The organism is Labilibaculum sp. K2S (assembly GCF_030372765.1).
In the GTDB taxonomy this organism is placed as follows: Bacteria; Bacteroidota; Bacteroidia; order Bacteroidales; family Marinifilaceae; genus Labilibaculum.
In genome coordinates, this window is record NZ_JAUCMW010000012.1 from 131,315 (window position 1) to 139,951 (window position 8,637).

An 8,637-nucleotide genomic window follows, 5' to 3' on the forward strand; every position below is an offset into this window, starting at 1 on the left:
TATGAGTTTGCATACCGGGATTTTTATAAGCTCATCATTCACTATTTTATTTTCCTGCAAAATTCTCTTAATATCCTCTCGGTCGATTCAAAATCAAGACATTCATCAGTCACCGAAACCCCATATTTTAATTTAGATTGATCATCAGGAATACTCTGTTTGCCAAAATTCAAATGACTCTCGATCATAAATCCCATAATGGATTCATTCCCTCTGGCAATTTGCTCAGCCAGACTGGCTAAAACAATTTCCTGTTTTTGGGCTTTTTTAGAAGAGTTTGCATGACTGCAATCGACCATTATTCTTGGCACAATTTGCAGATCAGACAGTTTTTTTTCAATCGCAGCAATGTATTCTGCTTCAAAATTAGGCTTTTTACCTCCTCTAAGTATGATATGGGTGTTTGGATTTCCTAAGGTACGAATCACAGCCACTTTTCCTTCAGGATTGACACTCACAAAATTATGAGGAGATGCAACAGCCTGTATTGCATTTATGGCAATATCAATATTCCCATCGGTACCGTTTTTAAAGCCAACAACCGAAGACAAGCCACTTGACATGTTTCGGTGACTTTGCGATTCGGTAGTTCGGGCACCAATCGCGGTCCACGAAAATAGATCCTGAATATACTGAGGAGTAACAATATCCAATGCTTCGCCGGCAGCCGGCAGTCCAAGTTCTGCAATGTACACCAGAAGCTCCCGAGCCTGCTTTAAACCCTCCTGAATCCTGCAGGAATTATCCATGTAAGGATCATTCACCAAACCCTTCCATCCAACAGTGGTTCTGGGTTTCTCAAAATAAACCCGCATCACAATAAACAAATCCTCTTGTAAATCATCAGCCAGCACTTTCAGTTTTTGAGCGTACTCTTTTGCCGATTTAATATCATGAATAGAGCAAGGTCCAACAATAGCAAGTATTCTCTTATCACTGCCATTTAGTATATTTTTAATCGTAGTCTGTCCGTTATTAACGGTTTCGATGTGTTTTTCGCTAAGCGGATATAATTCTTTAAGTTCTATTGGAGTAATAATAGACTGCTCTTCACTCACATTCAGATTCTCTATTCTGGGGTCCATCATGTTCTTTGCTCTTTTATATAGTAATCGTAAAATTATCTTACAGCTTGTGAAAATAAGCTTTATTTCTTTGAATGTGAATTTTTAGTGTGACAATACAATCAGATGAAGAAATATTATGTAATTAAGAATTTTATCGATACAAAATTCCTGTCAATTTGTAATGCATTTAATTTAAAAATTATGAGAATCTTGATTTTTTCCATCCTGTTTTACTAAGATACCAGCTAACTCAGGTATCTTTTACTTTTTGCCTTGATCAAGCTGGAAATTATACCATTTTATTTAAAGATACTTTGGAAATTAAATTGGTATTACTTTAGACAATCACAAGTTTATAAAGATTCTAAACAAAATTTATCCGACATAAAACCCCAATAAAAGCAAGGCATCTCATACATTCTGCAATGCAAGTTGATATATATCAGCATATAATGACTTAAAACAATGCTAAACACATCTAGATATCTGAATATTATTCTTTAAATTAGATAATTAACAAAAGAAAACTGAATGTTTGACATTTCCTTTTCTTAGACAAATTGTATTTGAATCATATACTACCAAAATACACCCTAAATTCAAATAAATTATGGCCAAAATCGTTGTTTTAGGAGCAGGTATTTCCGGACATACCGCTGCCGCCTTTATCAGAAAAAAGCTTGGAAAACAACACGAAGTTGTTGTTGTTTCTCCAAACAGTTATTACCAGTGGATACCTTCCAACATTTGGGTTGGTGTCGGACGAATGAAAGTTGATCAGGTTAGGTTCAAGCTCAAAAAAGTATACGACAAATGGAAAATCGACTTTAAGCAAGCCAAAGCAGTATCAATTCATCCGGAAGGCAATCAGGAAATTACCAAAGGATTTGTAAGCATTGAATACACCGATCCAGAAAAAAAAGGAGAAACGGAACAAGTGGATTACGACTATCTGGTAAATGCTACCGGACCGAAACTTAATTTTGAAGGCACTCCGGGATTAGGTCCCGGTAAAAATACAGAATCTGTTTGCTCCTGCGATCATGCCATTCATGCATGGGAAAAACTACAAGCTTGCTTCAAAAAAATGGAGGCCGGCGAAAAACAAACCTTTCTTATTGGAACAGGCCATTCGATGGCAACCTGCCAAGGAGCTGCCTTCGAGTACATTTTAAATGTTTCCTACGAAATAAGAAAACGGAAACTGGAACATTTGGCAGAATTGATTTGGATCACCAACGAATACGAATTGGGCGATTTTGGAATGGGTGGCGCCTTTATTAAACGTGGCGGTTACATCACTTCAACCAAAGTGTTTGCTGAGTCCTTCTTAATTGAAAACGGAATCAGATGGATTAAACGTGCTGGCGTATTTGAAATTGAACCCGGAAAAGCAAATTACGAAACTCTCGATGGTGAAAAAAATTCCGTTGCATTCGATTTCTCGATGCTGATTCCCGGCTTTTCGGGGGTTGGGTTAAAAGCCTTCGATAAAAACAACGAGGACATCACCTCCACTATTTTTGCTCCCAACGGCTTCACCAAAGTTGATGCCGATTACACCGCAAAAGATTTTGAGGAATGGAAAGCTGCCGATTGGCCCGAAACATACCGCAATCCTACTTATCCAAACATATTTGCCCCGGGAATTGCATTTGCTCCTCCTCACTCCATTTCTAAACCAATGAAGAGCAAAAACGGAACGGCCATTTTCCCTGCTCCGCCACGCACCGGAATGCCGTCGGGCGTATCGGGTAAAGTGGTTGCCCTGAACATTGTAAACTTGGTGAAAAAAGGCGAACACGAATTAAAACACAGAGCTTCGATGGCTAAAATGGGTGCTGCTTGTATTGTATCGGCAGGATTTGGCATGACCAAAGGTTCCGCTGCAACCATGACCGTTTATCCTATTGTGCAGGATTGGGACAAATATCCTGAATGGGGACGAAGTATTAAATATACCATGGGAGAACCCGGATTAGCCGGGCATTGGTTAAAATGGACCATGCATTATATGTTTCTGCACAAAGCTAAAGGATACCCGTTTTGGTGGTTGTTACCTGAGTAAAATAAAGTCGAATTTGTTAAAACAGATATACCATGAATACTACAAAAAGAAGGGGTTATTACGAAGAAGCCTATCCCCCAATGCCAACCAAAACCACCAAATTTTGGCGCAAAGAAATCTTCTATCAAACCTATCGGTTCCTTGTTCTTAATATGAAGATTATCCGGATTGTTGTGATGGGGCATTCCTGACAATAAATGTACAAAGAGGGTGTCCGAAAAGTTCAATTTTATTGTCATTCTGAGCTTGCCGAAGAATCTTTATGTTTGAATAACAGATGTTTCGACTTCGCTCAGCATGACATTTCCAAGGGAAACTTTACTTTTCGGACACCCTCTTTTTCTCAGTAAACACATTTCAACAGATCAATCATCATTACAAAGCATAATCTCAGTTATCAGAATCTTGTATTCCAAACAATTCTGCCTACTCCATCTGCACCAATTCGCGAAAAAATCTGCATCAAAAAAACTTCTATTCAACACTTACATTACAAGATTATTTCGAACTTTGGAAAAAAATTGAAAAATGATAATAGATAAAATTGAAAACTCGCAGCTTTACGCTGGAGTAAGTGAGCGAATTGCCAAGGCATTTGAATACATCAACAGTACAGACCTGCTAACTACCGAGGTGGGGAAATATGAAATTGACGGAGAAAATGTTTTTGCTCTTGTTCAGGAGTACAACACAAAAAATCTGGAAGATTGCAAATTGGAAAGTCATTTCGAACACATCGACATTCAGTATGTAATTTCGGGAACAGAATTAATGGGTGTTAGTATTTTAAGTAACCAAATTCCTCATACAGTAAACAATGAGAAAGATGTTGCATTTTATAAAAACGATTCAACTCTTTTCGAACTAACAGAAGGAATGTTTGCCATCTTTTTTCCAGATGATCTTCATTGCCCTTGCATTAAGAATGTTGAAAACTCAAAGGTTAAAAAACTGGTTGTGAAAATTCGCATCTAATCTTTAGAAAAAATCTGCAGCTGTAGGCAAGAATATCATCTCTGCTTACAGCTATTTCATTTTCATGGAACTGTTTTCGGCTCTTCCCTGGGAAAATAAATTGACAAAGAGATTACTAAACAAAACTGAGATCAAGTGATTTCTATTTTATAAAAACCGCCTAATATCAACCTCTTTGGCAAGAGGATAATCGTTAACCGAAAGAAAGCGAACCATTTCGCGGGCAAAATAAGGTGCCAGCATCACTCCTTTGGTACCCAATCCATTAAAAATTGCCACATGTTTGTGAAACGGATGTGTTCCTAAAACCGGACGACGATCGATTACGGTTGGACGTATCCCAGCCCAATGATTTACAACCGTGTAGGGCAATGAAATTAAATTATCCAAACGCCCCATCAAGTCCTTTCTGCCTTCGAGGGTAATCTCCTCGTTCTGATTTTTCCAATCGTAGGTTGCTCCTATTTTAAACCGATTCTCCCCAAGTGGCATAACAAATAGGTTTTTATTAAAAATATAATCTTCGGATAAACCTTCGCACTCAATTTCCAACAATTCCCCTTTGGTCGGGTTAAAACCAACACCCTTAAAATAAGGATTTTCAACAGCGTGATGTCCTTCACAAAAAACAATGGTCTCAGCTGAAAATCCATGCCAGGTAATCCCCCCATCAATAAACCCAATATCCTTATACTTAAAGTTTGTCTCTACTAAAAGTCCTTTCGATTTAAAAAACTTATGCAGCTTTTTCAGCAATTTGCCCAAAAGGAGATAGCCGGAGTTGGTTACCCGTCCATAAGAATCAAAATCCTTAAAGCCTTTCCCAATCGAATTGCTTCCCATCCCCACAAGATAATCGGAGAAGCTGCCGTCTGCCATCCGTTCTTCCCACATTTTGATTTCATTATCCGCTAAAGGCTTTATAATATCCATCGGGAACAAGAACCGGTGTCCCAGGTCATTCTCCAAATCCTGATACATTTTTGTCATAACAGGCAACACATCATCCACCATCCAGCTTTTGGTAAGCCGCTTAAAAACAACCGGATTATACATTCCCGCAGCAACATTGGAAGCAGCACTTTTATCGGGACTCGCAACAATCGTAAAATTAAGTCCGGCCCTGTACATATCATATGCAAGTAAAGATCCTGCTATTCCCTGTCCTACAATCAGAAATTTCTTTTCCATAAATTCTTGTTAAAATGATTCTGCAAACATAGTAATTTAAGACTAACATGTCCTATTTATACCCTGCCAGTCTTTTTCATGCTTGTTTGAATGTAAAAAACCATTACTTTTGCAAAGTTTATTAATTCTAAATTAGAATAACAAAATGCTGCTTCACAATAAACTTAGCAAAGAAGAACTAAAGAAACAACTTGAAAACGAAAACTTTAGCAGAAAAACGTTTTCATTTTACCGGTACGTGATCATTGAAAATCCACAAGAGTTTCGCGATAAACTGTATCAGAAATGGTTCGAATTAAAGGGTAAGGGTAGAATATACATTGCCCGCGAAGGGATTAATGCGCAAATGAGCATGCCCGAACACCATCTGGAAGAGTTCTTTTCTCACTTAAACAGCTTGCCGGAATTGCAGGATATGCCCATAAAATGGGCTGTTGAAGATGATGGGAAATCGTTTTACAAGTTAATAGTAAAACTGCGTCCGAAAATTGTTGCCGATGGGTTGAACGACAATGCATTTGATGTTACCAATGTGGGAAATCACCTCTCTCCGCTTGAGTTTCACGAGCAGGTAAGTCATCCCGATACTATCGTGGTAGATATGCGCAACCATTACGAAAGTGAAGTTGGCCATTTCGAAAATGCGATTTGCCCCGATGCCGACACCTTTCGCGAGGAAATAGACATTGTGGTTGATGATTTGAAGGATAAAAAAGATCGGAAAGTTTTACTTTACTGCACCGGAGGAATTCGCTGCGAAAAAGCCAGCGCCTACTTAAAGCATCACGGTTTCGAAGATGTAAACCAATTGCATGGCGGCATAATTGCCTATGCACAGGAAATAAAACAGCTTGGGCTGGAATCTAAATTCAGAGGAAAGAATTTTGTGTTTGATGAGCGGTTGGGCGAAAGCATCAACGAAGAAGTTATTGCCAAGTGCCACCAATGCGGAAAAGCCTGCGATACTCACACCAATTGTGCCAACAACGATTGCCATTTGCTCTTTATTCAGTGCAACGAATGCCGCGATCATTATAAAGGGTGCTGTACCGATGAGTGTGCTGAAATTATTCAATTGCCCTTGGAAGAGCGCATCCTTTTGCGATCGAAATTTCACGATAAATACAGTAAAAGTCAGATTTACAGACAGCGGATCAGACCGAAACTTTCGCAATTAAGCTCCAAGGGACAAGTTTAAAGAAACCATCATCTGAGCCATGCGTTAGCTCGGCGAAATATAAGGAAAGCAAAAAGCATCATCCTAAACGAAGTGAAGGATCTCTTCGTTAGAAACAGATTCCTCGATTCCTCGGGATGACAAAAAAAGCAACAAGTAATAAGAAACCATCATCTGAGCCGTGCGTTAGCTCGGCGAAATATAAGGAAAGCAAAAAGCGTCATCCTGAACGAAGTGAAGGATCTCTTCGTTAGAAACAGATTCCTCGGGATGAAGTAGTAAAAACAAAGACGCTGTCAGGTTCTTCGAACGCTTACAGGTCGATAATTGATATCACAAGAATGAATTTTTGGCACAACATACCAACTCCCAGCTTCTCACTCGCTCCTATGGAAGACGTGACCGATACCTCGTTTCGCGAGATCGTTTTACAAACTTCGCAGGAAGGGAAACTGAACATTCTATTCTCAGAATTTACTTCGGTTGACGGCATGTGCCATCCCGTAGGACACGAGAAGGTAAAGCACCGCCTGCGGATTAACGGTTCGGAGAAAGCCTTGCTAAAGCAGAAAAACGTGAAGATAATTGCACAGATTTGGGGAAAAGATCCGGAGAAATACTACAAAACTGCTCAATACATTGCCCGGGAAACCGACTTTGACGGCATTGACATCAACATGGGCTGTCCGGTTAAGAATGTGGTGAAAAACGGCTGCTGTTCAGCTCTGATTGCTCAGCCCGATCTGGCCAAAGAAATTATATTGGCCACCAAAGAGGCCACCAATCTGCCTTTGAGCGTGAAAACCCGAATTGGTTTTAAGCAGGTGGTTACCGAATCGTGGATCTCTCACCTTTTGGGAATGCCGATAGATGCACTCACCATTCACGGACGCATACAAAAGCAACTGTCAAACGGACTGGCCGATTGGAACGAAATCGCGAAAGCGGTGCAATTAAGAAATCAACTTGCTCCGCAGATCAAAATAATTGGCAACGGCGACGTGGAGTCGTACGAAGAAGGACTGCAAAAAGTGGCGCAGTATGGCGTTGATGGCGTGATGGCAGGCCGTGGCATTTTTAAAAATCCCTGGTTCTTTTATCCCGATAAGGGAGAAGTGAGCAGGGACGAAAAGCTGGCCCTACTGAAAGAGCACACCCGCGTTTTCGATACAACCTGGGGAAGTGAGAAGAATTTCGCCATTCTGCGGCGTTTCTTTAAGATTTACACCAGCGGATTTACCGGCGCTTCGGCCCTTCGTAATGAATTAATGAATACCAATAATGCAGAAGAAGTTTACGAGGCGCTTAATCAGTTTACGGCTGGCAAAATAAACAGCTAAAAAGTAAAGTGGAATAATTATTCTAATTTGTTACGCAACCCATTGCTCCTTTCAGCACCAATAAATTAGACTTAGTTATTCGCCCAAAAAATACAACAGTTAGTTATGAAGCCATTTACCACAGCAATGATTATTCTTCTATTAACCCTTTGCCATTTTGTCGACATTGAAAGTAGAAAGAACTCCGATTACACAACAGAAAACAGCCAAAAGAACAATCGCCCGGCAATAGAGAGCAAAACATTTAACAACATCGAATACGAAAAAACTGTCATTGAATCCTTGCGCACCGACACTGTTTATTACTCCCTTACCAGCAGAAATTTACGACGATCTGAACTAAATAATTTCAGTCTTGCTGATTTTATTTTCGAATGAGTTCCGCTCTTCGAAATCTGAAGGATTTTTTCCAGTATCCTTTTCTCTCCTCACCAAACGCTGTTGATTTTCTGGATTTCTTCCCAATAACACTAAAAAGTACTCCTTCCCCTAAAAACAACTCTTTATACCCAAATATTCGTTTTCCCAAGCAATAGTATAAACCTAAGCATCCCTCTGTTCTTCGAATATCTCCACTTAAAATGGGAGAATCGTTCACAAACAGAATCTTCCCTTCTTGCGGGTACTTATGAACGCCATTTGAAAATAATATTGTGAACAAAGTGCCAACAGACGAAAGGGTGCTCCATAAAATTACAACCCGGCAAATGAGGAGTTGGGTTGGAAAACAGAGAGTACTCCCAACGAAACGTTTCTTTCGGCACGGAAATGGCAAAAAAAGCTGTAAGAACTTAAATCCGTATTGAAATTTTAATGGAG

The 8,637-nt window shown here is 39.6% G+C and carries 9 protein-coding genes; 6 read left to right on the forward strand and 3 right to left on the reverse strand.

Going from position 1 to position 8,637, the window contains the following annotated elements; genetic code table 11:
• Window positions 1-41: 41 nt before the first annotated feature.
• A complete protein-coding gene (locus tag QUH73_RS14005) occupies window positions 42-1,088 on the reverse strand; it encodes a 3-deoxy-7-phosphoheptulonate synthase (RefSeq protein ID WP_289531064.1) in 1,047 nt (348 codons plus the stop codon).
• A gap of 589 nt (window positions 1,089-1,677) precedes the next feature.
• On the opposite strand from QUH73_RS14005, the gene QUH73_RS14010 reads away from it, so the two are divergent.
• The 3 genes from QUH73_RS14010 to QUH73_RS14020 all read left to right on the forward strand — a co-directional run bounded on the left by QUH73_RS14010 (window position 1,678) and on the right by QUH73_RS14020 (window position 4,110).
• Window positions 1,678-3,135 carry an NAD(P)/FAD-dependent oxidoreductase gene (locus QUH73_RS14010; RefSeq protein ID WP_124993726.1) on the forward strand — a complete coding sequence of 486 codons (1,458 nt, stop codon included), beginning with the start codon at window positions 1,678-1,680 and terminating at the stop codon, window positions 3,133-3,135.
• A gap of 32 nt (window positions 3,136-3,167) precedes the next feature.
• Entirely contained in the window at window positions 3,168-3,326 is a 159-nt protein-coding gene (locus tag QUH73_RS14015) for a hypothetical protein (protein WP_180327202.1), read from the forward strand.
• A gap of 337 nt (window positions 3,327-3,663) precedes the next feature.
• Complete coding sequence (locus tag QUH73_RS14020) at window positions 3,664-4,110, forward strand: YhcH/YjgK/YiaL family protein (RefSeq protein ID WP_124993727.1); 447 nt, start codon at window positions 3,664-3,666, stop codon at window positions 4,108-4,110.
• Between the two features lie 147 nt (window positions 4,111-4,257).
• Here the strand turns inward: QUH73_RS14020 and QUH73_RS14025 are convergent, their stop codons facing one another.
• Window positions 4,258-5,301 carry an NAD(P)/FAD-dependent oxidoreductase gene (locus tag QUH73_RS14025; RefSeq protein WP_124993728.1) on the reverse strand — a complete coding sequence of 348 codons (1,044 nt, stop codon included), beginning with the start codon at window positions 5,299-5,301 and terminating at the stop codon, window positions 4,258-4,260.
• A gap of 145 nt (window positions 5,302-5,446) precedes the next feature.
• Here QUH73_RS14025 and trhO point away from each other — a divergent pair, with 145 nt between their 5' ends.
• The 3 genes from trhO to QUH73_RS14040 all read left to right on the forward strand — a co-directional run bounded on the left by trhO (window position 5,447) and on the right by QUH73_RS14040 (window position 8,196).
• On the forward strand, window positions 5,447-6,499 hold the full coding sequence (trhO, locus tag QUH73_RS14030; protein ID WP_289531065.1) for an oxygen-dependent tRNA uridine(34) hydroxylase TrhO: 1,053 nt from the start codon (window positions 5,447-5,449) through the stop codon (window positions 6,497-6,499).
• 368 nt (window positions 6,500-6,867) lie between these two features.
• Window positions 6,868-7,818, forward strand: a complete 951-nt coding sequence (locus tag QUH73_RS14035; protein ID WP_289531066.1) for a tRNA dihydrouridine synthase — start codon at window positions 6,868-6,870, stop codon at window positions 7,816-7,818.
• 105 nt (window positions 7,819-7,923) lie between these two features.
• Window positions 7,924-8,196, forward strand: a complete 273-nt coding sequence (locus QUH73_RS14040) for a hypothetical protein (RefSeq protein WP_289531067.1) — start codon at window positions 7,924-7,926, stop codon at window positions 8,194-8,196.
• On the opposite strand, the gene QUH73_RS14045 is transcribed toward QUH73_RS14040, so the two are convergent.
• On the reverse strand, window positions 8,183-8,637 hold a 455-nt coding region (locus QUH73_RS14045; protein ID WP_289531068.1), incomplete at its 5' end, for a hypothetical protein. The two genes, QUH73_RS14040 and QUH73_RS14045, sit on opposite strands and share 14 nt — an antisense overlap.

What these genes read in the sequence shown, in the direction of transcription:
- QUH73_RS14015 (WP_180327202.1), top strand. Translation starts at nt 3,168, where the DNA reads ATGAATACTACAAAAAGAAGGGGTTATTACGAAGAAGCCTATCCCCCA.
- QUH73_RS14035 (WP_289531066.1), top strand. Translation starts at nt 6,868, where the DNA reads ATGGAAGACGTGACCGATACCTCGTTTCGCGAGATCGTTTTACAAACT.
- QUH73_RS14025 (WP_124993728.1), bottom strand. Translation starts at nt 5,301, where the DNA reads ATGGAAAAGAAATTTCTGATTGTAGGACAGGGAATAGCAGGATCTTTA.
- QUH73_RS14040 (WP_289531067.1), top strand. Translation starts at nt 7,924, where the DNA reads ATGAAGCCATTTACCACAGCAATGATTATTCTTCTATTAACCCTTTGC.
- QUH73_RS14005 (WP_289531064.1), bottom strand. Translation starts at nt 1,088, where the DNA reads ATGATGGACCCCAGAATAGAGAATCTGAATGTGAGTGAAGAGCAGTCT.
- trhO (WP_289531065.1), top strand. Translation starts at nt 5,447, where the DNA reads ATGCTGCTTCACAATAAACTTAGCAAAGAAGAACTAAAGAAACAACTT.
- QUH73_RS14010 (WP_124993726.1), top strand. Translation starts at nt 1,678, where the DNA reads ATGGCCAAAATCGTTGTTTTAGGAGCAGGTATTTCCGGACATACCGCT.
- QUH73_RS14020 (WP_124993727.1), top strand. Translation starts at nt 3,664, where the DNA reads ATGATAATAGATAAAATTGAAAACTCGCAGCTTTACGCTGGAGTAAGT.